This is a genomic window from Chlamydia poikilotherma (assembly GCF_900239975.1).
In the GTDB taxonomy this organism is placed as follows: domain Bacteria; phylum Chlamydiota; class Chlamydiia; order Chlamydiales; family Chlamydiaceae; genus Chlamydia; species Chlamydia poikilotherma.
In genome coordinates this window covers 434,322-460,002 of the sequence record NZ_LS992154.1, presented here as the reverse complement: position 1 = coordinate 460,002, position 25,681 = coordinate 434,322, and the positions used below count along the sequence as shown (strand labels likewise).

Below are 25,681 nucleotides of genomic sequence, written 5' to 3'. Positions count from 1 at the left end.
CACTTTCGATTTAAAAAATCAAACAATCACATTTAGGAACAAGGAGCGTCTTTGCCATATAGAGAAAGACTCGTGACGCACCCTGGATTAAGTTACGCACGAATGCCTGTAGGAGGAGGTTGTATTCCACCAGGACTACCAGACTGAGGCATTTGAGGCATAGTATCTACAGAAGGTTCCCTACCAGCGCAAATATCAGCACAAACAGTTCGCCATTTTACCACAGTTTCAATAAATAATTGAGCAAAGGCCTTTAAAAGATTTGTTTCAGCGTATTTCATGTCTAAAACGCAGTGCATTAAAATGAGTTGTTCTTTAGTAGCAACTCCAACGCCGCCTCCAGCCATCTGTCCACCAAGCATAGATCCTTCTAAAAGCTTTTCATATAAAGCTAATTTTCTTTGAGTATTATCTGGCAAACCATCTAACAAGGGAGCGTAGACATACAAACGATCAGAATGTTCTTCGTAAGTGAGGTGAAGGGAAAATTCGCCATCAACAAACAAAATGCACGTATTGTTCTGATCAAAAGCTACATCAGGGAGCTTTAGTTCTCTAGCAAAATTTTTTAGATTTTCCTCAGCATTTTGCCTGGACATGAGGGAATCTCCTTGTGATAATTGTTATTTCTTTAAGTTAACATATTGTAGATTTGTTAGTAAACGATTTCAAAGACTTAAAATCAAAAACTTTCTTGTTTTTCTCAACCCATTGTGCTATCGAGTTGACAATGGGCAAAATTAGTTTTTATCCAGGCTCTCCACTACCTTTGGGAGCAACTCGGCTTTCTTCTAACCGTTATCGTTTCACGTTATTTTCTTCACAAGCCACTCAAGTAGTTCTTGCTCTTGCCGATAAGAATTTCCATATCCAAGAAATAGTTTTGTCACATGAGAAAAACCGCACGGGAGCTATCTGGCATATAGAGGTGGAAGGGATTTCTGATCAGTGGTCTTATGCTTTTCGCATAGATGGTCCTACAAACGCAACAGCTAAGTTTAATTTTAAAAAATACCTTTCTGATCCTTATGCAAAAAATCTCCGTTCTCCACAAACTTTCGGCTCTATAAAAACTTCTCGAGACTATGCCTTTAGTTATTTAAAAAATGAAGAGTTTTCTTGGGAAGGAGATCGCTGTCTCAATTTACCCAAAGAAGAATCAATCATTTATGAAATGCATGTCCGCTCTTTTACTTGGAATAATTCTTCTCAAGTACGTTATCCAGGGACTTTTCTAGGTATTATCGAAAAGATAGATTATCTAAAAAAACTTGGGGTCAACGCTATTGAACTTCTCCCTATTTTTGAATTCGATGAAACTTACCACCCTTTTCGAACTGCTAACAGACCTTACCTCTGCAACTACTGGGGATATTCTCCTGTAAACTTTTTCTCTCCTTGTCGACGCTATGCTTATGGTTCAGATCCCTGCGCACCAATCAGAGAATTTAAAACTCTAGTGAAAGCTTTACATAAGGCAAATATTGAGGTAATTCTCGATGTTGTTTTTAATCATACAGGATTAGAAAACACAATTTGCCCTTTGCCTTGGATAGACCTTTCTTCATATTATATGGTGAATTCTCAAGGAGAATTCGCTAACTATTCAGGATGTGGGAACACATTAAATACTAACCACACGCCCACTACACAATGGATTTTGGATTCCCTACGCTATTGGGTTCAGGAGATGCATGTAGATGGGTTTCGTTTTGATCTTGCTTCTGTATTCTCACGTGACCCCTTAGGCAATCCCGTTCCTTTCTCACCAATCTTACACGCTATCAGCTATGATCCTGTGCTTTCAAAAACGAAAATCATTGCCGAACCTTGGGACGCCGCTGGTTTGTATCAAGTGGGTTATTTTCCTACCTTAAGTCCACGTTGGAGCGAATGGAATGGACAGTATCGTGATACTATAAAATCCTTTTTAAATGGAGATCAACATCTTGTTGGCGCCTTCGCTTCAAGGATTTCCGGATCTCAAGATCTCTATCCACAAGGCTCTCCTTGCAATTCGATTAACTATATTTGCAGTCATGATGGATTTACTTTGCGCGATACAGTTTCCTACAATGACAAACATAATGAAGGAAATGGAGAGGATAATCGTGACGGAAACAATGCAAACTATAGCTACAATTTTGGAGAAGAAGGAGAAACCAAAAATCCGAAAATTCTTGCTTTACGCGAACGTCAGATGCGTAATTTTCTATTAACCTTATTCCTTTCCCAAGGGATTCCGATGCTACAATCAGGAGATGAATATGGTCACACGGGAAAAGGAAACAATAACCGTTGGGCATTAGATACAGATGCCAATCATTTCCTTTGGAATGAATTGTCTAAAAATACTTCTCTTTTTGATTTTGTCTGTAAAGCCATTCGTTTCAGAAAACAGCATAAGGAAATCTTCAATAAAGGATTCCTTAATCATGAAAATATTACCTGGCTCGATGCAAACGCGAATCCTATAGAACATTGGAATCCTAGTAAATTTTTAGCTTATGAGCTTAAATGTTCCAAGTATAGCCTATTCACAACGTTCTATACAGGAGAAGAAAGGATAGAAATTAACCTACCAAAAATAAGAGAGAATTTTCTTCCTTATCAAAAAATAGCAGATAGTTCAGATTTTGCATCAGAAAGCCTATCAGAAAAAGTATTGTTAGATTCTTATATGATGCTAGTTGCTATAAGTTACACAAGTCATATTAGCTAATTTCATTAGCTTCATCATTCCAAGATTCTATAACTACGAAATCGGCATCTTTATAGAATTTTTCAAGAATTTGACGTGCATTGTAACCTTCTACAGCAAGACGATCAATATTAGCTTTAAGCAAGCCATCAGCATCAATAATCAATCCTTCAGGATTATCAACAATCAATCGCGATGTCCAATCTACGGCATCTTCAACACCATAGAATTGTCGTGTAGCTCCATAACCCGCGTAATTATCTTCAGATCCTGTAATATGCCAGAAGTTTTGAGGATTTTTAGCAAGAAGCCTTTCATATAAAGCCGTTCTTTCTAAAATTACACATGCTGATAAAGCTTCTTTATCTAATTCTCTGAGATATTTTGTAGAAAGAATTGATTTTAGGTACTCTTCAACAGTTAGCTCATTAGTCACAACAATACAATGCTTATCCGTCTTATGAATATAGAGAGCTCCCTTATATTGTAGACCGTTTACAAATAGTGATGCAGAATCATCAATAGGTTCGATCTTTAAACATTGGACTCCAGGAAAATTTTCTCCCCATCGGACACCTCCGTAAAGAGCATGGGCAGCGCAACGCAAACCTTGAGGTGAATGTTGCAACAACGTGTTGTCACCATAAAGGCGATAAGGACCTTTAGCTTCTATTAAAGCGGTGGTACTCTCATTCAAAAGAAGAACGCGAATTTTAGGTTCGGAAACAATAGGTTGAACCATAAAAGTATCAGAAACCTTAACTTCTGTATACCCGGCTACGCCCATACTGAAGGAAAGTCCTAAAAGGATGTACTTCAATATCTTCACTTTTCTTCTCCTAAACTCTGCAAGTTATCTGAACACCTTTTCAAATGATTATAAGCAATTTGGGTAACCATTCTTCCTCGAGATGTTTTCTTTAATAGACCTTTTAAAATCAAGAAAGGTTCATACACATCTTCTAGGGTTTTGATGTCTTCTCCTACGGCCACCGATAAAGTTTTAATACCCACAGGGCCACCCTGATAATAATCTATTATTGTGGTGAGGAGTTTAATATCAATCTCATTTAATCCCCAATCATCTATTAATAGCATAGCCAAAGCTTTTTCGGCTACGTCGCCATTAATACAATTACCCTCGCGCATTTGAGCAAAATCCCGAACCCAACGCAAGAGATTATTGGCTAATCTAGGTGTTCCTCTAGATCTTCGGGCAATTTCATGTAATGCTGAAGAATCAGCATCAATTCCCAATAAATTAGAAGATCGTTTAAGAATGGTTGTCAAATCTTCATCCGAGTAATATGACATACGTCCGGTAAAGGAAAAACGAGCACGCAGGGGCTCACTTAACATTCCAGAACGTGTCGTTGCTCCTACTAAACTAAAAGGAGCAAGATCTACAGAAACAGATCGCGCACCAGGACCTGAGTCAATAGTAATGTCAATCTTATAATCTTCCATTGCAGAATATAAATATTCTTCGGCAACTTTTCCCATACGATGAATTTCATCAATAAAGAAAACATCACCTTCTTGCAAACTTGTTAACAATCCCAATAAATCAGATGGTTTAACAAGTTGAGGTCCTGAAGCAACGACCAATCCTTTACCCACGGTATGAGCAACGATATAAGCAAGTGATGTTTTACCCAATCCTGGGGGCCCAAAAAAAAGACAGTGACCAGGAACTTCTCCGCGTTGCACAGCAGCATGAAGGAACAATTCCAAGCGTTCTGTAAGTTGCTTCTGACCACAAAACTCCCTTAATCCCTTGGGCCGCAAAGAAATATCGAACTTTTTATCTTGATGTAAGACAGATACCTGATGTGTCATATGTTACCGCATTTCTCTTAGTCTCACAAAGGATAGGAATTTCTGTCTTCTAAGAAATGTGCATGAGCTACATTATTTACTATTCTTCATAAGAAATCTTAGAAAAAAATAAGACCTTTAGTTTTTTTTGAAATTTCCATCACATAACACGTCTGCCAAAATGTCGTTATACATAGGCTAATTCTATAACGTCAACACTAAGTCCTTCGAAAAATATAGATAAGAATATCTTAAAAAATGAGAACAAAACTAATTAAGATAGCTCTCTCGCATAAAAACAAACTTAGGAGTGGATGCTCATAGCTAAGAATGATTAAAAAAATCTTAAGAAAAAAATAAGATTTGCCTTTTTCCTACGCTATTATCTAACATCGCCGTAGAATCGCATCGAATACAAAGTTCTTCTCTTCTAGAGAGACAGTGTATTCTATTTCAAAAGTTAAAAGACCTTTGAATTTTTTAGGTATTTGCATATACCGACGAAAGATGTATTCTATTGTCGTATAGAAAACTGTATCCCTGGTATAGCCAAGATTATGGTTTCTATGAAATCAAAATACTATGAAAACGTTCTATAGAATCTAACTACTAAGGTTTCTAAATGAGCATTAAAGAAGATAAATGGATCCGTAAAATGGCACTGGCTCACGGAATGATCGAGCCTTTTGCAGATGGCCAAATAAATACAGACGCAGAAACTGGAGAGAAATTAATCAGCTACGGTCTATCCAGCTATGGTTATGATCTTCGTTTGTCTAGAGAGTTTAAAGTATTCACTAATGTATATAATTCTCTTGTCGATCCAAAGCATTTTACAGAAGATACGTTTATCTCTATTACTGATGATGTTTGTATCATTCCTCCGAATTCATTTGCTCTTGCTCATAGTGTAGAGTATTTTCGTATTCCAAGAAACGTCTTAACAATGTGTATAGGGAAATCCACGTATGCACGTTGTGGACTCATTGTTAATGTAACCCCTTTTGAACCTGAATGGGAAGGATACGTTACCATAGAAATTTCTAATACCACTCCCCTTCCAGCAAAAATTTATGCTAATGAGGGAATAGCTCAAGTCTTGTTTTTTGAAGCAGACGAGATGTGTGAGGTTTCTTATGCAGAAAGAAAAGGTAAGTATCAAAAACAGCAGGGAATTACTGTTCCTTTTGTTTAAAGTTAGAAGATGCAAAAAGTTCCCTGGCAGAGATGCCTTGAAGAAATTGTGGTTAACTCTTGGTGGTTAATCCTCTGCATGCTTATTAGTGGATTTATGTATGACCGTGCTATTCATGAACTGAAACAAGAGGAAATGCGTTTACAGAAGCGTGTATCAGGACTTCAAGAGAAAATCCTTTATGCTGAAGAAGAACAAAAAGAACTTCGATTGCATATTCAACATTGGGATGATCCTGCAGTGATTGAATCTGCTTTAATTCGTAGACTAGGGTTAATTCCCAAGGGCTATACTAAAGTATGTTTCTCTCCGATTATAGAATCGAAGAGCATGGATTGAGACACAAGCATGATTTCTACTGTTCTGATTTTTCTAATCATATGTTTTACCCTGTGTTCTGGATTTATTTCATTATCCCAGATAGCACTTTTCTCTCTCCCAACCTCTTTAATTTCTCATTACAAGCGCTCTAGATATAAAAAGCAGCAGTTAGTAGCTTCTCTACTCTCTCATCCCCACCATCTACTCATTACTTTAATCTTTCTTGATATCGGATTAAATATTGGGATTCAAAACTGCGTAGCTATACTTGTTGGTGACAAAGCTTCGTGGTTACTTATTGTTGGTTTCCCTTTAGCTTTAACTCTGATTCTATGTGAAATTTTACCCAAGGCGGTAGCCCTCCCATTTAACACACAGATAGCCTCTTTTGTTGCTCCTCTTATTTTAGTGTTTACAAAGGTATTTCGACCTCTACTCTATTGGGCAATTAGCGGGATTAATTATATTGTACAATGGATTCTTTCAGCTCAGAAGATAGATATTATTCAACCTCAGGAATTGAAGGAGGTTTTACAAAGTTGCAAAGACTTTGGTGTTGTTAATCAGGATGAAAGTCGTCTGCTATACGGTTATCTATCTCTTAGTGATTGTAGTGTTAAAGAGCGTATGAAACCTCGTCAAGATGTTTTGTTCTATGATATTCAAACACCTCTGGATAATCTCTATGATCTATTTTCTCAGCAACATTGCTCAAGAGTTCCTGTATGTAATGACAATTTACAAAACTTATTAGGAATCTGTACAGCGAAAGCTTTGCTACTTCATGGTAAACCTTTACAATCATCTGAAGACCTTTTGCCTTTATTGAATAAGCCATATTATATGCCTGAGACAATATCAGCAAAAACTGCTCTTTGTCATCTTGCTGCTGAAGATGAAACTTTAGGTATGATCATTGATGAATATGGTTCAATCGAAGGATTAATTACTCAAGAAGATCTCTTTGAAATTGTTTCTGGAGAGATCATAGATCAACGAAGTGAAAAAGTTCTTTATACAATGTCAGGAAAAGATGTTATTATCGCAGCAGGCACTTTAGAACTAAGTGATCTCAGTGAAATTTTTAATATCAATCTCCCTACAAATAACAATAGTGCAACTTTAGGAGGATGGTTAACTGAACAGATGGAATCTATTCCGATTACGGGAACAAAACTTACTTGGAACAATCTTATGTTTCAAGTTTTGGACGCTGCTCCTAATCGCATACGCCGAGTGTATATAAGGAAAATGCATGACTGATTCTCCTTTCTTTTGGCTTGGGGTCAATTTTTTATGTATTGTCCTTCAAGGATTCTATTCTATGATGGAAATGGCCTGCGTTTCCTTCAATCGTGTACGCCTCCAATACTATCTAACAAAAGATCATAAGAAAGCGCGTTATATTAATTTTCTTATTCGTCGTCCTTATCGTTTATTCGGGACCGTGATGCTTGGAGTGAACATAGCTCTTCAAATTAGTTCTGAATCAGCTAGGAATTGTTATAAAGCTCTGGGATTCTCTCCAGATTACGCTCCTTTTACTCAGATCTTTCTTGTCGTAATTTTTGCTGAGCTTTTCCCTTTAACGATATCACGTAAAATTCCTGAGAAGTTAGCACTTTGGGGTGCTCCTATACTGTATTATTCTCACTATCTATTTTATCCATTAATTCAATTCATAGGGAGTCTTACAGAAGGAATTTACTATCTACTAAAAATAAAAAAAGAGAAGTTGAACTCAACATTAAGTCGTGATGAATTTCAAAAAGCTTTAGAAACACATCATGAAGAACAAGATTTTAATGTTATTGCCACAAATATTTTCTCTTTAAGTGCGACATCCGCGGAACAGGTATGTCAACCCTTAGATCTGGTAACAATGTTGCCTTCTACGGCAAATGTTAAGGATTTATGTCGTAAGATAAAAAACACTGATATGGAGTTTATCCCAGTATACCATAAGGCACGTAAAAATGTGATAGGGATAGCGCTCCCTAAAGATTTTGTGAATAAAAATCCTGACGATGCATTAATTCATAATCTCCATTCACCCTGGTTTATCACAGCAAAATCTAAACTGATACGTATATTGAAAGAATTTAGAGATAACCGTTCTAGCGTAGCTGTCGTATTGAATTCTTCTGGAGAACCTATGGGTATTCTGAGTTTAAATGCGATTTTTAAAATCCTATTTAACACATCAAATATCGCTCAACTAAAGCCTAAAACTGTCTCTTTAATAGAAAGAACGTTTCCTGGAAATACACCATTAAAAGATCTACAGAAAGAGTTGGGAATTGAACTTACGCGTTATGGAGTAGAAACTCTAGCACAGTTAGTTTTACAATTACTCGATACTCCTGCAGAAATTGGAACGTCAGTAATTACTGATAATCTTCTTCTAGAAGTTAAAGAAGTATCGCTATATGGAATTAAAAGCGTCTCTATTAAAAATTTACTTTCGTAACTTTACCAAGCACTTCTCAAATGGGTACTCACCTTTATAATCTTCTCTATAGCTAAATCAAGATCTTCTTGTGTTAGCAAATGAGAAAAAGAAAACCTTAAGGTAGCTAGAGATATATCCTGATCAATTTTCATGGCAACTAAAGATTTGAAAGCTGTAGTAGCTCCCGAAGAACAAGCTGATCCATAACCACAAGCTACACCTTCAACGTCTAAAGCTATTTGCATCACCTCACCTTCTAATAGAGGGAAAGCAATAGCGGAAACATTATTCACACGAGGTTGATACTCACAATGAATTCTAACCTCAGGAATACGTTCTTTTAAGCATGCCTCGAAATAATTGCGATATTGTAAGATTTTTAAAGCTATTTCTTCTTGTTTTTCCGTAAGCATATTGAAAATATAGTATAATGAAGCAATCCCCCAGAGGTTTTCTGTTCCAGAACGTATACCTCCTTGCTGACCGCCCCCCCAAAGCAAGGGAGAAACTTTAAATCCTGGAGATATAAGAAGAGCTCCTATTCCCGATAAAGCGTGAAACTTATGTCCACTAAAAGCAACCATAGTGACACCTTTAGGAATGGTTACTTTTTCTCTACCGATAATTGCTGTAGCATCTACAATAAATTGTAAATTATGCTTCCTAGCAATATCAGCAATCACCTCTATATTTATTTTCGCACCAATTTCGCTATTTACCCATCCTAATACGATTGCTGAGGTTGTTGGTATAATAGCAGTTTCTATTTGTTCTGGACTGATTGTACAGTTTCCAAGCTGAGGATCTAAATACGAAACGAAAAGATTGGCATTTTTTAAAGGCTCTATTATTGCAGGATGTTCACAACTGCATGTAATCACATGACTTCCTTTAGGAAGACTCGCAATAGCTAAATTTAAACTTTCCGTAGCACTCGAAGTATAAATTACCTGCCCAGGAAAAGATAGGGTCTTCTGAATCAACGTTGTCGTTTCATGAATTATCTTGCGAGATTTTTTTCCTGGACTATGTACACTCGAAGGATTGGCGTAAATCCCCTCATGAAAGAGTTGTTGTAGAAAATGCAAAAGACCTGGCTCTAGAGAAGCCATGGCGTTGTTATCCAAGTAGATCATTGTACAGTTCCTTAAATCGGATATTACTGTATTCGGACTAACACCACGGTAACATTATCAGATCCCCCACGACTATTTGCTAGGGAAATTAAAATATTTCCACTTTCTTCTAAGGTCGTAGATTGAAGTAAAATATCCCGCATATCTGCATCAGAAACCATGTTTGTCAAGCCGTCCGAGCAAAAAACAAACAAGTCTTCTTTCTTATAGGAAATATCCCTGATATCGGGAATCACATAAGGACGACTTCCTAAAACATTAGTCAGAATATGGCGATAAGGATACACCTTATCTGATTGTTTAGAAAGCCCATAACGATTTTTCAACTGATTTGCTAAAGAATGATCCTCTGTCAAACAAGAAAGACTTTCGCCACGCAAGCGGTAAATTCTACTATCTCCAACATGAAGCAACCAAGCCTTGTTCCTAAGAAATTGCATGAAACTCAATGTAGTTCCCATACCCTGAAGACGTGATTCCATGAGACTGTGCTCATAAATTAAGCCGTTAACTTCAGAAAGAATTATCCTCAATGTTTCTCTATACTGATCATCCTTAAACTCCGCTAACTGCGATTGCCTGGCATCAATCAATTCCATTAAGCTAAAAATAGCTTCATGAGAAGCTACATCACCTCCTAGGCATCCTCCCATACCGTCTGCAATAGCAACAGCTCTTGAGGACAGATTTACCTGCCAAAAATCCTCATTCCTAGAACGCACCATTCCAATATCGCTTAGACCAAAATAATCGAAATCTACAGTATTTTGCATGGAAACTATAAATTACTAAACACGGATAAAAAAATTAGAGCTTCTCTGAGACTGATTAGTTCAATCAATAGAAAATTATAATTCAGTATTCTCTCTGGGATATACCAAAACGATAATATTTAGAGAAATTTTTATATTTATATTTCCTTGTTTTTTAAAAAAAAATTAATACTAATTGGCTAAAATAGAAAAACTTGAGTTATAATTATTATCCTGCAGGAAATAGTTAGTTAAAGTCGGGAATCTTTTGAAATGATCCCGATTAAAATAGAATCATCACACGTTTGAAAACTACAAATGTCAATACAACTAGCATCTTTAAAATCAGATATTCCATCGTTTGATGTTGATCCATCTAGAACCTGTTCTCAATTCTTAAAAAAATATGAGAAAAAGCTCTTAGGATGTATTCTTGGCCTTGCCGGGATTTTAATTTTATCGGGCATTATTTTTGCTATAGCATTCCCCTCAGCAGCATTTATCCTAATCCTATCTCTAGCTTCCATTTTAATGGTGTTATGCTGTCTTTTAGATTTGATAAATACGCAATCTAATACTATGGCCACAAAAACAACTTCTTCTATTCCTCTAGGATTACCCTGGGGAGAACATAGCCCCGTTGAAAGAGAATCGCATGTAGGTATTCTACCATTTACTATTCCTAAATATGATGACCTATTGACAACTTTATGGACAGAGTCTCGTTGGCGCAATCTTCCCTATGGAATACGTCCTCTTCCAGATAGCATACAGCAGGTCGTGTGGCGATTAAATAGCAATCCAGGAATTATTCTAATTTCCACTGTTGGTGATACCACGCAACCTAGAATAACCTCTGAGTGCACATTAATGATGGTAAATCCTGCTGATGCGGAAATGAACAGAGAAGATCTATTCTGGGGACGCTATTCTTTCTATAGAACTGTAAGCGCTAGCTGCTGGGAGAAGGCAAAACAAACCTCGAATAATAGTACTATATTAACCCCAGGAGCCTGCTCAAAAAAATGTATCTGGGAAACTACCGAAGGAGTAAGAAACCCTCCAAATACCGGCCTACCTTTCTATTTCTCTCACGTTTATAATCCTCTAACACCAGAATATTATGATCCAAGAACAGCTTTCCATGTATGTAAAGAAACCTATATAAAATGTTTTGAAGAAGCTATTTCTGGGGAAATTCCTGCAACCATGGTGCAAATCCCTCTATTATTCTCTGAGGCAAATCGAAGAGACCGGTATGACGACGAAGACCTTCCTATCGATAGTTTACATCTAAAAGCTGCAAAAGCTGCTCTCGTCGTTGCTCTTCAAGAATTTTCAGAGAAAAATCCTAACACATTCTTAACAGTTGTTGTAGTGAGGGAGAAAGGTATCCCTATAGAATCTCCTCTCTTCTTTTCTAGGGAATTAAAGTAAACTAAAATACTCATAATTAAAAGACTTAAAAAACTATTTTTGATAGAATAATGTAGTTAATACTTTAATTTTTGGATAAAAGCATGTCATCTTCTTTAACTCCGGACATAGTGGTAAAACCACAGAGTTTTATTTCTCCCGAAGCTTATCAGAGAGGATTAAGAAAGGCGAAAGCCCTTTCTACCATTACGATTGTGGTTACAGCATTAATATCCGCTGCAGGTATAGCGGCCGCTCTTGTTACTGGGATTGTGGGTCTATGGGCCATACCTGTAGTTGCTCTCGTTCTTTCGGTAATTTTAGTTCTAGTAATTTATAGAGCACGTCCCAAACTCTCTTTTGTACCTTTTGGTGACACCTCTTACCCTAGCACTCCAGCGCTAGGATTTGCTAATACTGAGCCAGATTTTGCTAATGGATTAGGAGCTGAGCTTCTTAACCAACAGTAAGACATTTATTACGTTCTTAGGAATATTAAGGAATCGAGACATACGTCTGCGGTTCCTTTTTTATTTCTAAATCCTTTACAAATGTTCTATGAACCTAACACAAGATTCAATTAAGCTAGTCACCAGAGTATTACATGAAACCGTTAGCAATAAGCAGCTAACAAAGCAAAGTACGCTTCTTAAACTAGTGCGTTGTTTCTCTGGAAAAAGAGAACAAATTAAACTAAATCTCACTAATTAAAAGACTTAAAATCATAATTTCCCATAGAATGCTTACAAATCAACACTAATTTAGGTGAAAATTATGACATCATCTGTACCTTCATTACCAAATCCAGAGTTTACATCTGAGACCTCTGTCTCAACAAGTACTGATTTTGTTAATTTAGATAAGTCTGTTTTAGACATTAAGAAGAAAATACAAAGATCAAACATCATATCTATCGTGGTTATGGCAGCCGCTGCCTTGCTATCTGCAATTGGCATTGTCTGCGCCATTGTAACCGGAATTACTGCACTCTGGGCCTTAACAGCAGGTGCGATACTCTGTGCTATAGTTTTATTAATAGTACTTCATCAATATCGCTCTCATCTGAGAGAGACTAAATTATCGGAATTATCGACTCCTAAAGAAGTAGATATAGAAAAAACAAAAACAAGTCTAGATGGGAACCCGACATCAAGTGACGAGTCAAAAGGACCTGTAGATGAAAGCAACAAAACCGAGAGCAGTTCTAACCAAACTAGCAACGAGGATAAAAAATCTGGTCCTACCGATGGGAACAACCAAAATGTAGAAAATTCTGGAAACGTTAATGAAAATGTGGACCAGTCCTCTTCTAAAACTGAGGATTAGTTAATCCTAAAGATTCTCTAAATCTTTCTTTATTAAAAAATTATGCCCATAAGATCACGGGCATTTTTTTATTAATCTCAGATTATCCCTATAGACATCTAAAAAAGATTAAATTCATTCTAAATAAATATTTAAATAGACTTTGCATAAAAGTATTCTTACGTTTATGAACAGATAGAAAAAGACAATGTTAAGGATATGTATAGTAATGAAATGGTTTCTTTCTATTCTTGTATTCTCATCCTCTGCGCTATTAATTCCCGGATGCACTCTAATTCCTAAAGAATGGGATTGTCCTTGTTCGCATCATCAGCAAGAATCTTCTCAAGTAAAATAACGAAAACCTATAGAAATGAATCTGGGTTTTCTATGATTTCGGGACTTGTTTTTATTTTTTTCTTTGTTATAACTTAACAGGAAGAATAACTCAGTATCCCTATCTATAGGCAAACACGAATTCCTTTGAAAAAATAGGGTGCTTTTACAAAAGTAAAATTCAATACCCGAGCAAACGGTATTCGTTAATGTAAGGACAGCAATTATGCGAAAACTCCTCTTATTAGTTTCTTGTGGACTTTTGTCTATAAACCTATCTGGCTGTTCTCTACCAGCATCGGGAAGCTATCATCCTAAGCTTTACAAATCAGGAAGTAAGGCTAAGGGCGTTGTTGCTATGTTACCAGTATTTTACCGTTCTGGGAAAGTCTCCGAAGTACTTCCATGGAATTTACAAGCAGAATTCACTCAAGAGATTGGCAAGAGATTCCATTCTTCCGAAAAATTATTTTTAATTAAACATTCTGCATCTCCACGGGTCGTCTCGCAATTTTATTCTCCTGTGGTTCCCGAGTTTTCTCCACAAGCGATAGTCGAATTTCTTCCAGCAGAGTTTGTGGTCGCTACAGAACTTTTAGAGCAAAAAACATCACAAGATATGTTTGGCAACGACTCTATAACAGCTTCTGTTCGTGTTCGTGTTTTCGATATTCGTCACAATAAGGTTTCGATGATCTATCAAGAAATCATTGAATCTAGCCAGCCTATTGCTACAACAGTAAGTGATTATCATCGTTACGGATGGCAAACGAAACATTTTGAATCTACACCTATGGGGCTTATGCATCACCGTCTATTTCGAGAAGTCGTCGCCAGAGTTGAAGGTTATGTCTGTGCAAATTATTCGTAATTTATGATCCATTCTTGGTTATTCCTTCTTATATTTCTAGCTCTAGCAGCTGTTGTATCGAGAAATTTTTTTACTTGGCCAAAACCCTCAGAAAAAACTCCATTACAACTACGACATATTCTTGTCGGAGTTGTCCTTTTGTTTCTTCCAGGATTAATTCCTTTTATTATAGGAGCGGATTCTGATATCGCTGCACGCTCATTACACGGGATCTTTCTAGCATCTGCCTATATCTTTTATCTTCTAGGACTACCTATTGAAGTTACACGCAGTGTAATTTATTCAGCGAATAGGCCTGAGGCAACATTTTTAGGCGCAATTTTTTCTGCAATACGGATGTGGATTATTGTAATCCCTATTACTCAAATCATTGGTCTCGTGCTAAATAAAGGATTAATGCTCATTTTGCCTATCGAGGCCCTACAAGAACAAACATTAACTCAAGAAGTCCAAGATACACTGACATCTACAGTATATGATCGTGGATTTATTTTAAGTTTAGGGATTTTAATTCCTTTTGCTGAGGAAATATTCTTCAGAGGTTTTCTACAAACATTTCTGAAAAATAAAATGAACAGAATTTATGCTCTCTTATATTCTTCAGTAATCTTCGCTCTTACCCACGTAGAGCATTCTTGGGGAAGCCTGGTATTTGTCCCTGTTCTCTTAATTTTTTCTCTACTTACAGGGTTTCTTTACGAAAAAGAACGCCATATTGCTGCGCCCATAGTATTGCATATACTATTCAACATTACAAATATCGGAATGTTATCAGTTTAAAATTGAAAAAGAAAAAGAGTAAGTTGGAGAAACACTTCTAGCAAAAGAAAGCTCTTCTTAGGGCTGCTACCTTCCAGTCCTGACCCGGTTCGTAGGTCTCTTCTCTTAAAAGGTCCCCAACTTACCGCTCTTTGATAACACACTCAGTGAATTTTACTAAAGAGGAAAGCCTTTTAGTAAATGTCCTATTTTTCACTCTTCTCTTCGAGTTTAGCAAGAGCCCATGCCGTTCTTGCTTCCTCATAAGAAATTCTTTTACTTGGATCGAAAACATGAGGAGCACGACGACGAATTTTAGCAAGAGCTTCACTAATAATTGCATCTAATGAAGACATTCCTAGAAATTCCATCTTGAAGCACAACAACAACACAAGAGTAAGAACATCCCCGGCTTCCGAGGTGACTTCCTTAATAGAATAGCCCTCATGAACAGCTTCCGAAAGCTCCTTACACTCCTGGAGAATATGGCTAAGTATAGAGTCAAAATCCTGATGATCTGTCCAAGGACAAATACCATCGGCGACCATTTTTCTAACAAGCTCTATCAATTGAGAAAAGTCTATATTTTTCATGAACTTAAACCTTCACAAGTTCAGGATTAGGAATAGTATAAGCATTTTCTAATAACCAAGCCTTTATTTTCCTATGTCCGGAAGAGAAAGGTAAAGAATCTAAGATCTCTATAGGATAGAGAAACTCAGATTTTGGTTTAGATTTTGCACGGAAAATTCTCGGAATAAGACGTACCTTATAATGGGTAAAAGCATGACGTTGTTCCTCTAATTCTCCATAAAACACTAATGGAGTTCCTACACGTTTCTCCATTTCTTGGATAATCCCTTCTATATCCGAAAGACCATCAAAAGACTCAACCTCTATATAAGGAAATTCGTATAAACCAGCCATCATCTCCTCAGGTTTTCTTTGTTCAAGAACGATAGCATCTTCATAGAGAACAATCGCTACCCAACGAAATAATGTAACAATTTTTTTCCTAGCATGACGTATCGGAAGAGATTTTTGCCGACCTTCTTTATAAGCTCCGCACATAGTATTTAAAGGACAAATTTCACATTTCGGAGCACGTTTACAAATACACGCTCCAAGTTCTATCAAAGCTTCGGTAACTATCTGTGGATCTTTAGCGGGCAAAAGAGATAGGGCAATTCTAAATACCCAAGTTTTAGTAGATTCTAAATCTATAGAAGCATCTATTAAAAATACTCTACTAAGTACCCGCAAAACATTGCCATCTACTGCAGCTGTTCTTCTTTTAAAAGCAAAAGCTAAAATGGCGTGCACCGTATATGGGCCTAATCCTTTTATCTGCATTAAATCTAAAGGATCGTCAGGAAGTTCTCCTCCAAAATCCTTCATGACCATCCGGGCTCCATACAAAAGATTCCGTACTCGAGTGTAATAACCTAAACCTTCCCAAGCTTTGATCACATCTTCTTCATTAGCGGTCGCTAATGCTTCTATAGTTGGGAACCTCTTCATCCACTCAAGAAAATAATTTACTACAACTTCTGCTCGAGTTTGCTGGAGCATTACTTCGGAAACCCAGACATTATACGGTGAAGGATTGTCTCTCCATGGGAAGCTACGCTTATTATCTGCAAACCATTTTTTTAACTTTTCCACAGGAAATTTCTTTGCTCTTTCAGAAAAAGCTATCTTTGCCATACAAATTCTCGTAAAATTTTACCTAAGTTCTAATTTTTGCTACTTTATGAAAGAATTCTCATGGGTTGCTGATCATATAGAAAGATTATCATCTTTCTTACGTTCTCGGCTTCCCGATTATAAAAAACATATCATTCTTGATTCGGTGCGTTATCACGGTTGTCGTGTAAACGGTCATTTAGAAAGGTTCGAATCTTATAAAGTTCAACCTGGAGATTGCATTACGTTAACCTTGCAAATAAGATCAGAACCAAAAATCCTTTGGGAAGATCCAAATTGTTGTATCTATGACAAACCTTCGCACATCTCTACGGAAGATCTGGCAAAAACAACGGGACTCAATATAGTCCATAGGCTAGATAGAGACACCACGGGATGTATCCTGTTTGCCAAAAATGCAAATGCTGCTAATGCCCTCGCAGAACTGTTCAAGAAACGAAAAATACATAAACAATACACTGCTTTAGTTTTTGGTCATCCAAAAAAATCTTCAGGCACGTTAATTTCTCACACTGCTCCTAAATTACGCCGTTGCGGTGCTGTAATTTTCGGAAATACAAATAAAGATTATGGGAAGTTAACAATTACAAATTGGTCCGTGCTGCGTACTTATAAACACTATACTTTAATACGCTGTGAACCAATTACAGGAAGGACACATCAAATCCGTCTACATATGCAAACTTTAGGCCATCCGGTTGTTGGCGATGTAGATTATGGCAAGAAAGTACAGCCGAGAAATGTATTTCGTCCTCTACTCCATGCACATGCCCTAACCTTTACATCGCCATTTTCTCAAGAAAAGATAGATGTTACAGCATCCTCATCCGGAGATCCCAGAGAAGTAGTCCCCCACCTACTACAGAAACGTTAAACTCGAGTTTCTTTCATTCCTTCATTATTGTTACCTCTGTCCCCCTGTCCCTGACTATTCCCTCTTTGATTAGTGCCATTGCCTATTCGAGGGCGCGCGCCTTCCTGATAATAATCACGCTCGTTTTGTCCCCCTACTGTAGATGATATCCCTCCTAGTCTACTAACTTGAGCACGTGTAATTATAGGAGCTGTTAAAGCTGGAGATTGTGTTGTAACAGGAGTCATGGAAGTAATACCTGCTGCTAACATCCATCTACTAGATAGGTTTGTTAGTAGCTGTTGTCTAGATGCGTCTCCAGGATTTCTCATTCTCTCAGTACGTTGACCGTGTTCAGCGAAACATCTCGCTGCTAGATCTGCATAAGGATTTACTGAGGAAACATAAGGAGCAGGTGCACGATTACGTTCATTCATTAACCGACAATTATCGACATCTCTAAAGAACTGCTGCATTTCACCTACTTCATATATCCTTGCTCCTTCAGAAGTTGTAGCATCAGAAACAACGCAGATACCTCGATAAGCAAGAATCATACATACGAGAGTCATCAACTCACTGACATCGATCCAAATTTGGCGTCCTCCGTGAGATGCTTTCATTAAAACCTTTCCTAAATCCTGCATTACATTTGCAGCTGTAATCACACCTAGGGGTCCTACTGCTGAATTATGACGTGAGGTCACGGTAAGGTCTGGAAGAGTAAGGGCTAACTTTTCCATATCAAAGTATGATGCAGCTGTAACACCTCCATTTCCCCCCCATTTATAAAGTATGCGCACACAATCTTTTAATTGATTAGTATTGATATCACAGAAACTTGCCATTCCAGAAACAAGACTTCCTCGTAAAAATGTATTTTGCAAAATCTTGGAATAGTCTTGTGAAGCAGTGCCCCACATAGCATTCGTTTTATTTTTCAAAATCCCTGGAAGATCCCTAGAGCAATTCCTACATTCCTCTCGAATTCCACCCATATCAGGAAGTGTTATAGCCGTACTTCCAGATAATAGACCGACGGTATCCATACCTAGATTGCTTAATGCTATCAAAAATATAGAATCACCAAACTCATTCTCTATTTCTTGTAATTCTTCCTCTAAAGCTCTTCTTGAATCAACTTGGACACCACAGCAATTCCCGAATAGACCACATAAACACCTTCCTAAACTTCCACAACCACATTGTCCATCACTACATCCACATCGAGGACAACAACAATTTCCCTCACAACATGTATGGCAGTTATCGTAGCAGAACCTCCCACCTCGACGTGCAGACTCACTGGTTGCTGCTGCTGCAAGAATAGAAGCTAACGATCCTACAGCAGTACCTGCAGGACCTGCCAAACTCGCTAATCCACTTAATGCTTGTACAGCTGTTCCTATACTAGATGAAGTAGTTCCCTGACCGCTCACTAAGTTTGCTAAAGCTCCAAACCCTTGCTGGTAAGGCCCATAAGTAGACGTAATACTTTGCAGCAAACTTATTAGCATTTGTGAACCTTGACCAGAAACACCTCCAGAACCCTGTACAAATAAATTTAAAAGTGCCTGAAGCATTTGTGGTGTTTGGTTTCCTGTAGAGAAAGGTTGTGTAGTAACCGCAGGTCCCGTATGTTGCATGAGTAAATTTAAAAGCGCTTGTACTCCAGGATCAACTCCAGAAGTCGGAGCACTTACTTGTGGTGCGCCAATCCCAGACACAGGTTGTGTAGTAACCGCAGGTCCCGTATGTTGCATGAGTAAATTTAAAAGCGCTTGTACTCCAGGATCAACTCCAGAAGTCGGAGCACTTACTTGTGGTGCGCTAATCCCAGACACAGGTTGTGTAGTAACCGCAGGTCCCGTATGTTGCATGAGTAAATTTAAAAGCGCTTGTACTCCAGGATCAACTCCAGAAGTCGGAGCACTTACTTGTGGTGCGCTAATCCCAGACACAGGTTGTGTAGGAACGGGGGATCGAATTGACCTAGGCATGGATGTAGAACCTCCACCACCTTGTTGAAACCAACCATAAATATTAGCAGCTGCCCTCCTAACCCCTCCTAAATGCTGCGCTCCTCTTCCGATCTCGTTAGTAGAATTTCCACCAGTATTTGAACTGCCATTATCAAAAATAAAACTGGGATTCGTATTACCTCTACCTATAGGCGATGTCATTTCTATTCTCCTTAACTAAAACAACAAACACAGGGCAAATTAACCCAAAGTCATTGATTTTTAAAAAATTAGTCCACGGGAGATTAGAGAAGATAAGACGAAATGTATATAAAAAATTTGAATTAAAAAAATGAGCATGTAATAACCATATTTGTTGTTTATTTCGGTATCCTTTACGGCTGAGACACCTATAAACAACTGTGGTTGAGTTATTACATGCTCGGATTTGTTAGTTTTCAAAAATGGTTTAATGTACTTAAATTACACAGAAGTTTCTCTATATTGCTGAGCAACATAGATACCTCCAGAAACTCTTGGAGATCTTACAACAGGACGATCCACTTCATCACGTCCTTTTGCAGAGGCATTCTTTAATACCAAACCTGAAGCTCTCATCCAGGGCATTGACATCTTAATAACAAGATTGTCCCTAACTTCAGTTCTTGCTCTATCTTTAAAAGCTCTGTAGTTGTTTTCTTTCTTAGATGCGTTTCTAGCTATATGAGTGTAGAGAATGGAAGCATTCATACTAGCTCTGATATCACTTGGTTTATTCCTTTCTACTCGAATGCGATTCTCTTCAACTACGGCGAAGAGATCTTTGATCTCCTGAACATCATGAATTCTAGTATTATCAGAACCTTCCCCATCAACAACAGAAAGATTTCTGTATGCTAAAACGACACAAACTAGTGTCATGAGGTCTTCAGTAGACAACCAAATATTATTTCCCGTAGATACAGATGCAGAAAGTACTCTAGATACACAAGTCATAACGTCAGAAGCATCAGCAGCACCTAATCTACGATGTACCTTCTCCCCACGTTTCATAACAACAAGAGAAGTAAGAGAACTTACCAATCTTGATGAATCAAAAGGTTCGTTAGTCGAAACAAATCCATGAGATCCCCAAGAACAATCTATGAGCACTTTTGCTCGCAATCTATTATCATTAATAATGATATGACGATCGGACAAACCTGCAATAATTCCCTCTTTAAGAACTGGGTGAGACAAAAGATTAGAGTAATTCGACGCAGCTTCTGCCCACATCTCTTTAGTTTTACTTTTTATAATACGGTTAAGATCTTTAGAAGCAGACTCACATTCAGACTTAACTTGATCTAAATTAGGCAACACTACCTGCTTACCAGCAAGAAGATCTACTGTGTTTACACCCAAATTATTTAAAGCAATCAAAACTACAGCAGAGCTATATTTGCTTTCTAACTTCTTAAATTCTTCTTCTGTAATACCACCTCGACGAGTATCTAAATTGAAGCATCCTGCGAAAAGACCACATAAGAATGAACCAAAGCCTCCACAACCTACAGCACCATCAGCACATCCACAACCCGAACAACCACAATTTCCAGAACAAGAATCTGCACAACCATTGTAACATGATTGCATAACACGACGTGTTGTTTCACTTTGTAATACCCCGGCAACTAAAGAAACAATGGATACTGCAGCAGCTATGTTCGATTCCCCGCCAGGATGTGTAGTCTCATATAAATTTTTTAGTGCAAGTAAGAAAGAGCTCAATCCTTCAGGAAGCGGCAAACCAAACGTTCCCGTCAATATACCCATTAGTTCGTGCAACATGACCAAAGTAACAGCACCCCCTTCTCCTTTAAAGAACGTAAATAAGGTCTGCAATTCATTTGAACATTTGAATACGGGTGTCGACATAAATATGTCGCAAAACTTAGTAATATCTTGGGTAGAGGTAAAATCTCCCTCTTTAATTAAATCCAATAACTCTTTGTACTCTTCTTTCGTCATACCTCCAGATATATAATCGAAGAAAGTTTTGACCCTACCCCCACTAATATTATCGTGAAGTAAATCTTGCTTTAAAAGATCTATGAAAAAACCAAAAACTTGTGTTCGTAATATTGGAGATTTATTCTCTGTAGACTCTGATGTAGCTGCTAAAGGTGTCGTCTCAGCATCTTCAAAAAGCGAAATATCATCTAAGCACTCCATACTTGCACGAGGAGGTTGTGTGAGTATCGACGATCGTGCAAAAAGATCAGCTCCACATGAAGCAGACCGATAAGAAATAACATCTCTCACATGATCTCGGAAAACAACTTGATCTCTATACCTTTCTTTTAAAAATTCTTCACAAGTTATTTGATCTGTTTGTGACGCGCTATCACGTCGGACTGGCTCCATATCTACATATACATCTTCTAAGCTTGCATCTAAAGCTGATAAAGCTACATTAGCTGCAACCATAGCAGCATCCCCTGCTTCCGAAACAAAAGCAGAAGAGGTCAGCGTAGAAGTACTTGGCGATGTTTGTGAAGTAGGTGTTGTAGTTGAATTAGTCAACACTGTTTCAGCAACAGTAGAAACCAATGATGTGTTCTCTGTAGCGTTTGGTTCTTCTTGAGGTTCTCCAAAACCTAAAAAAGAACGAATATTCCCCAATGGAAATGCCATGATTTTTCTCCTATTTTAATTTTATCCTATTCACTTACAGATCACACTAAACATAGGATTCTCCTTGCAAACTTACGCAAGGGGCAGAGAGTTTATGGCAGTGAAATTAAAATGTAAATAAAAATTTTAATTGACAGTTTGGAAGACAAAGACAGGAAAATACCTAGATGACTATCGATCAAAACAGATTTTCAAAGAGTTTCGTAATAATAAAAGAATCTGCTAACCTCCTCATATCAGTATGGACTTAGAAACAAGGTTGGCGAATGTTAAAGATCGATTTAACTGGCAAAGTAGCTTTTATAGCAGGTATTGGTGATGATCAGGGCTATGGCTGGGGAATCGCTAAAGTATTAGCAGAAGCAGGAGCTACTATCATCGTAGGAACCTGGGTACCTATTTATAAAATCTTTTCTCAATCTTGGGATTTAGGGAAATTTGATGAGTCAAGAAGGTTGTCCGACGGAAATCTCCTAGAAATCAAAAAAATTTATCCCATGGACGCAAGTTTCGATACACCTGAAGATGTTCCTCAAGATATCGCAGAAAACAAACGCTACAAAGGGATCTCAGGATATACTATTTCTGAGGTTGTTGAACAGGTTGTGAAAGATTTCGGTCATATTGATATTTTAATCCACTCTCTAGCCAACAGTCCGGAAATTTCTAAACCACTTTTGGAAACATCACGTAAAGGGTATCTAGCTGCATTAAGCACTTCGAGTTATTCTCTAGTTAGCTTATTAGCACACTTTGGACCTATTATGAATCCTGGTGGCAGCAGTGTTTCCTTAACATATTTAGCTTCTTCACGCGCAGTACCTGGCTATGGAGGCGGTATGAGCGCAGCTAAAGCCGCATTAGAAAGTGATACCAAAATGCTTGCTTGGGAAGCAGGAAGAAAATGGGGAGTTCGTGTAAATACTATTTCTGCAGGCCCTCTAGCGAGCCGTGCAGGGAAGGCTATCGGATTTATCGAACAAATGGTAGATTATTATTTAAATTGGACTCCAATTCCTAAGCCGATGACCACGGAACAAGTTGGGGCAGCAGCCGCATTTCTAGTTTCTCCGCTAGCCAGTGCCATTACCGGAGAAACTCTTTATGTAGATCATGGAGCAAATATTATGGGAATTGGTCCTGAAATGCTCCCTAAGAATTCTTAATTCTTTGATACATTTCTATACCAGCCTCCCACGCTGGAAGAATTCCCAAATCTTTCGCTGGGGAGGCAAGGAAATCCGCTATGCCGTGCATGTGTTTCGGAGCAGAATTCATCACGATCTTAAAATCTCCACGCTCAATTAAATCAATATCGTTAGCATCGTCCCCAGAAGCCATAATGAAAGGTTTTTCACCTTCGTAGACCAAATCGACAATACGATCAACAGCATAACCTTTAGATACGGATTTATCTGTCATGAATAAAATAGCATAATCAAAATCAAAAGGCCATCTCATGAATGTGATAGTCAAATTCTCAACTAACTCTTTAGACTTGATAATTCTTTCTTGTATCTTTTCTACTTCATTTTTTTTACCAAAAATTTTTGCAACAGCAAACAGCTCATGAGGATAATCTCTAGAGAGCTTTTTACTCTCTACTAACCTCTCTCTATCTTTTGCAAAGGGAAAATATACAGGATCTAAATGACGTAAGAGTTCCTTTTCACTAGGACAGGATGTAAATCGATAATATCGATCTTGGTTCACAGCCCCAGATTCTATGGATAAAATCACATCACCATCTTCCACACACATCTCTAATGCATATAAAATCTCATTAGGAATATCTTGAAAATAAAGAAATTTATTCTCCTCAGACGACCAAACACAAGCACCATTTTGACATCCTAATAAATATGGAATCGAAAGGTCTTTGAATAACTGATTCGCATAAGAAAAATATCTTCCGGTAAGGAAAAATATTTGCCATCCAGAATTATGAAGGTAATGTAAATTCTTAACAATTTCAGGATCTAAATGATGTGGAAGATGCGTAATTGTACCATCTATATCTGTAATCAGTAATCTATCCATAAAGCAATCTTACCACTCCCCTTAAACTTATCATGACTTTCCTATACATTCCAATATCAGCATAGATTGATCATTAAAAAATTACATCTATTCTAAAGAACAAAATCAACATAAAACACGATCAAGAAAGAAACTATTAAAAACCCTTCAAGATCGATTCAAGTATATTCTGTTAAATTTCAAAATTAGTCATCTTAATTACATCGTTCTTGCAGGAATATACAAAGTTACAGTTTAATTTATTCTTGGAACCTATCAAACATTAACTTATAAAGAACTCATCGAAAACAATTCGTTAGTGGAATGTCCTAAAATCAAATTGTTTCTTAGTTATTCTATGACTATAGAAACTCAAAAAGGTCTTAAATATGCCTTATAAAATTTTTTCTTATCTAACATTTTGCATGGACGATCTTGCTCTTGCTGATACTTCTAGCGAGCAAATAAATCTTCAAGGAATGTTTCCAGAAAATATGAAGCTGGAAATGTTTAAGATGCTAGGATCTTTAATATTGCTTCTTACACTATTTGGTATTGGGGTGTGGGCATTTAAGAAGTTCCTAAAATCTAAAGGTCAAGGTTTTGGAAATACTTCAACAATTAAAATTCTTGATCGACGCTCCTTAAATCAAAAAACTTGTATCTACATCATTCGCGTGGTAAACAAAATTCTTGTCATTGCAGAATCGGCAGAGAAAATTACACTACTTTCAGAATTTCCTCCCGATACAGATATCAATGAACTCCTACAACAAAATGAAAAAAAAGAACCCTCATCTACTTCTGATTTTCTTAGCAAGAGTATACGGAAATTTCATAAGAATCAAAAAGTAGATAGTACTCGGGTTTCTAAGCTTACTGACAAAGAATTTTAAGCATATTTTATGAACAATTTGGAGTGTTTTAAATGACAACATGGTCTTTAAATCAAAATAATCTATCAAAATATCTCACACATGCAGGATTAGAGCCTCTTTTAGAAAGAGAAAGCGGATTAACTTATATCAATATCCAAGCTGAAGATCACGAATTACCTTTGTTTTTTGTGATTCGTAGTGAAGGAGAAATTCTTCAGATGATCTGCTACTTCCCTTACCAACTCTATGACAACCACAAAGAACCTACAGCACGCCTGCTCCACTTGCTAAATAGAGATGTGGACATTCCTGGATTTGGAATGGATGAAGAACAAGGATTAATTTTCTATCGTTTAGTAGTTCCTTGTCTAAATGGTGAAATTAATGAAACATTATTGCGCGTATATATCGACACAATTAGGTTGGTTTGCGATAGTTTTTCTCACGCTATAGGTTTGATATCTTCAGGAAATATGAATCTTGACGAATTGAAAAAACAAGCACGTAAAGAAAGACAGGAATAAA

At 37.4% G+C, this 25,681-nt stretch carries 25 protein-coding genes and 1 other RNA gene; 15 read left to right on the top strand and 11 right to left on the bottom strand.

The window, feature by feature from the left end; genetic code table 11:
• Positions 1 to 92: 92 nt before the first annotated feature.
• On the bottom strand, positions 93 to 599 hold the full coding sequence (locus tag C10C_RS02085; RefSeq protein WP_117274205.1) for a type III secretion chaperone Slc1: 507 nt from the start codon (positions 597 to 599) through the stop codon (positions 93 to 95).
• A 131-nt stretch (positions 600 to 730) separates the two neighbouring features.
• Between C10C_RS02085 and C10C_RS02080 the strand changes: the two genes are divergently transcribed.
• Entirely contained in the window at positions 731 to 2,722 is a 1,992-nt protein-coding gene (locus C10C_RS02080; RefSeq protein ID WP_117274204.1) for a glycogen debranching protein, read from the top strand.
• Here C10C_RS02080 and C10C_RS02075 read toward each other — a convergent pair.
• Both C10C_RS02075 and ruvB read right to left on the bottom strand, forming a co-directional pair.
• Complete coding sequence (locus C10C_RS02075; protein ID WP_117274203.1) at positions 2,715 to 3,530, bottom strand: SpoIID/LytB domain-containing protein; 816 nt, start codon at positions 3,528 to 3,530, stop codon at positions 2,715 to 2,717. The genes C10C_RS02080 and C10C_RS02075 overlap by 8 nt on opposite strands.
• A complete protein-coding gene (gene ruvB, locus C10C_RS02070) occupies positions 3,527 to 4,540 on the bottom strand; it encodes a Holliday junction branch migration DNA helicase RuvB (protein WP_117274202.1) in 1,014 nt (337 codons plus the stop codon). The genes C10C_RS02075 and ruvB overlap by 4 nt, the downstream gene beginning before the upstream one ends.
• A 601-nt stretch (positions 4,541 to 5,141) precedes the next feature.
• Between ruvB and dcd the strand changes: the two genes are divergently transcribed.
• The 4 genes from dcd to C10C_RS02050 are packed head-to-tail and all read left to right on the top strand — an operon-like array spanning position 5,142 to position 8,505.
• Positions 5,142 to 5,714 (top strand): dCTP deaminase, encoded by a 573-nt coding sequence (gene dcd / locus C10C_RS02065; protein WP_117274201.1) that lies wholly within the window; start codon positions 5,142 to 5,144, stop codon positions 5,712 to 5,714.
• Between the two features lie 9 nt (positions 5,715 to 5,723).
• Positions 5,724 to 6,053 (top strand): hypothetical protein, encoded by a 330-nt coding sequence (locus C10C_RS02060; RefSeq protein WP_117274200.1) that lies wholly within the window; start codon positions 5,724 to 5,726, stop codon positions 6,051 to 6,053.
• 9 nt (positions 6,054 to 6,062) lie between these two features.
• A complete protein-coding gene (locus tag C10C_RS02055; RefSeq protein WP_117274199.1) occupies positions 6,063 to 7,298 on the top strand; it encodes a hemolysin family protein in 1,236 nt (411 codons plus the stop codon).
• A complete protein-coding gene (locus C10C_RS02050; RefSeq protein WP_117274198.1) occupies positions 7,291 to 8,505 on the top strand; it encodes a CNNM domain-containing protein in 1,215 nt (404 codons plus the stop codon). Before C10C_RS02055 ends, C10C_RS02050 begins: the two co-directional genes overlap by 8 nt.
• Before the next feature lie 2 nt (positions 8,506 to 8,507).
• Here C10C_RS02050 and C10C_RS02045 read toward each other — a convergent pair whose 3' ends face one another.
• Entirely contained in the window at positions 8,508 to 9,623 is a 1,116-nt protein-coding gene (locus C10C_RS02045; RefSeq protein ID WP_117274197.1) for a cysteine desulfurase family protein, read from the bottom strand.
• A 23-nt stretch (positions 9,624 to 9,646) separates the two neighbouring features.
• On the bottom strand, positions 9,647 to 10,396 hold the full coding sequence (locus tag C10C_RS02040; protein ID WP_117274196.1) for a PP2C family protein-serine/threonine phosphatase: 750 nt from the start codon (positions 10,394 to 10,396) through the stop codon (positions 9,647 to 9,649).
• Between the two features lie 297 nt (positions 10,397 to 10,693).
• Here C10C_RS02040 and C10C_RS02035 point away from each other — a divergent pair, with 297 nt between their 5' ends.
• The 6 genes from C10C_RS02035 (at position 10,694) to C10C_RS02015 (ending at position 15,083) form a co-directional block, all read left to right on the top strand.
• Positions 10,694 to 11,812, top strand: a complete 1,119-nt coding sequence (locus C10C_RS02035; RefSeq protein ID WP_117274195.1) for a hypothetical protein — start codon at positions 10,694 to 10,696, stop codon at positions 11,810 to 11,812.
• 83 nt (positions 11,813 to 11,895) lie between these two features.
• Positions 11,896 to 12,261: a hypothetical protein gene (locus tag C10C_RS02030; protein WP_117274194.1), complete on the top strand. Its 366-nt coding sequence runs from the start codon at positions 11,896 to 11,898 to the stop codon at positions 12,259 to 12,261.
• Positions 12,262 to 12,565: 304 nt separating this feature from the next.
• The gene (locus C10C_RS02025; protein WP_117274193.1) at positions 12,566 to 13,117 is read left to right on the top strand and encodes a hypothetical protein; all 552 of its coding nucleotides are present in this window, start codon (positions 12,566 to 12,568) and stop codon (positions 13,115 to 13,117) included.
• A 208-nt stretch (positions 13,118 to 13,325) separates the two neighbouring features.
• A complete protein-coding gene (locus C10C_RS05265; protein ID WP_275667693.1) occupies positions 13,326 to 13,454 on the top strand; it encodes a hypothetical protein in 129 nt (42 codons plus the stop codon).
• 204 nt (positions 13,455 to 13,658) lie between these two features.
• The gene (locus C10C_RS02020; protein WP_117274192.1) at positions 13,659 to 14,303 is read left to right on the top strand and encodes a CT253 family lipoprotein; all 645 of its coding nucleotides are present in this window, start codon (positions 13,659 to 13,661) and stop codon (positions 14,301 to 14,303) included.
• 3 nt (positions 14,304 to 14,306) lie between these two features.
• Positions 14,307 to 15,083 (top strand): CPBP family intramembrane glutamic endopeptidase, encoded by a 777-nt coding sequence (locus C10C_RS02015; protein ID WP_117274191.1) that lies wholly within the window; start codon positions 14,307 to 14,309, stop codon positions 15,081 to 15,083.
• A 20-nt stretch (positions 15,084 to 15,103) separates the two neighbouring features.
• Here the strand turns inward: C10C_RS02015 and ffs are convergent.
• From ffs to mutY, 3 genes are all read right to left on the bottom strand, one after another.
• An RNA gene (gene ffs / locus C10C_RS02010) (signal recognition particle sRNA small type) lies at positions 15,104 to 15,204 on the bottom strand.
• Between the two features lie 64 nt (positions 15,205 to 15,268).
• Positions 15,269 to 15,655, bottom strand: a complete 387-nt coding sequence (locus tag C10C_RS02005; protein ID WP_117274190.1) for a MazG nucleotide pyrophosphohydrolase domain-containing protein — start codon at positions 15,653 to 15,655, stop codon at positions 15,269 to 15,271.
• 4 nt (positions 15,656 to 15,659) lie between these two features.
• On the bottom strand, positions 15,660 to 16,769 hold the full coding sequence (gene mutY, locus C10C_RS02000; RefSeq protein ID WP_117274189.1) for an A/G-specific adenine glycosylase: 1,110 nt from the start codon (positions 16,767 to 16,769) through the stop codon (positions 15,660 to 15,662).
• Positions 16,770 to 16,815: 46 nt separating this feature from the next.
• On the opposite strand from mutY, the gene C10C_RS01995 reads away from it, so the two are divergent.
• Positions 16,816 to 17,643, top strand: a complete 828-nt coding sequence (locus tag C10C_RS01995) for an RluA family pseudouridine synthase (RefSeq protein ID WP_117274188.1) — start codon at positions 16,816 to 16,818, stop codon at positions 17,641 to 17,643.
• On the opposite strand, the gene C10C_RS01990 is transcribed toward C10C_RS01995, so the two are convergent.
• Positions 17,640 to 19,805, bottom strand: a complete 2,166-nt coding sequence (locus C10C_RS01990) for a hypothetical protein (RefSeq protein ID WP_117274187.1) — start codon at positions 19,803 to 19,805, stop codon at positions 17,640 to 17,642. The two genes, C10C_RS01995 and C10C_RS01990, sit on opposite strands and share 4 nt — an antisense overlap.
• A gap of 261 nt (positions 19,806 to 20,066) precedes the next feature.
• Positions 20,067 to 22,259 carry a hypothetical protein gene (locus tag C10C_RS01985; protein ID WP_117274186.1) on the bottom strand — a complete coding sequence of 731 codons (2,193 nt, stop codon included), beginning with the start codon at positions 22,257 to 22,259 and terminating at the stop codon, positions 20,067 to 20,069.
• Positions 22,260 to 22,525: 266 nt separating this feature from the next.
• Between C10C_RS01985 and C10C_RS01980 the strand changes: the two genes are divergently transcribed.
• Positions 22,526 to 23,425, top strand: a complete 900-nt coding sequence (locus tag C10C_RS01980) for an enoyl-[acyl-carrier-protein] reductase (protein WP_117274185.1) — start codon at positions 22,526 to 22,528, stop codon at positions 23,423 to 23,425.
• On the opposite strand, the gene C10C_RS01975 is transcribed toward C10C_RS01980, so the two are convergent.
• On the bottom strand, positions 23,412 to 24,299 hold the full coding sequence (locus tag C10C_RS01975; RefSeq protein WP_117274184.1) for an HAD-IIB family hydrolase: 888 nt from the start codon (positions 24,297 to 24,299) through the stop codon (positions 23,412 to 23,414). The genes C10C_RS01980 and C10C_RS01975 overlap by 14 nt on opposite strands.
• Before the next feature lie 368 nt (positions 24,300 to 24,667).
• Between C10C_RS01975 and C10C_RS01970 the strand changes: the two genes are divergently transcribed.
• Both C10C_RS01970 and C10C_RS01965 read left to right on the top strand, forming a co-directional pair.
• Positions 24,668 to 25,174: a FliO/MopB family protein gene (locus C10C_RS01970; RefSeq protein WP_117274183.1), complete on the top strand. Its 507-nt coding sequence runs from the start codon at positions 24,668 to 24,670 to the stop codon at positions 25,172 to 25,174.
• A 32-nt stretch (positions 25,175 to 25,206) separates the two neighbouring features.
• Positions 25,207 to 25,680, top strand: a complete 474-nt coding sequence (locus tag C10C_RS01965; RefSeq protein WP_117274182.1) for a type III secretion system chaperone family protein — start codon at positions 25,207 to 25,209, stop codon at positions 25,678 to 25,680.
• Position 25,681: the final 1 nt, after the last annotated feature.